Origin of the sequence: Jeotgalibacillus marinus, from assembly GCF_040801915.1 — a bacterium.
GTDB classification, from domain to species: domain Bacteria; phylum Bacillota; class Bacilli; order Bacillales; family Jeotgalibacillaceae; genus Jeotgalibacillus; species Jeotgalibacillus marinus.
Window position 1 is genome coordinate 1 of sequence record NZ_JBFMIA010000348.1, and the last position, 222, is coordinate 222.

1 protein-coding gene is annotated in these 222 nt (G+C 48.6%); it reads left to right on the plus strand.

The window, feature by feature from the left end:
* On the plus strand, window positions 1-222 hold a 222-nt coding region (locus AB1471_RS18135; protein ID WP_367781103.1), incomplete at both ends, for a nucleoside transporter C-terminal domain-containing protein.

Here is a 222-nt window from a genome sequence, read left to right on the forward strand (position 1 = left end):
GGTTCTGTTTTGGTGGGATATGCTGCACTTGGCATCCCGTTAGAGTATCTTCTGGCTGCAAGTTTTATGGCCGCTCCTGCAGGTCTTGTGATGGCGAAAATGTTTGTGCCAGAAACAGATGATCGTCCAGACCCAGAAGATTTTGAAATGGCATCAGACAACGATGCAGCAAACGTGGTTGATGCAGCAGCAAAAGGTGCCAGTACAGGCCTACAAATCGCT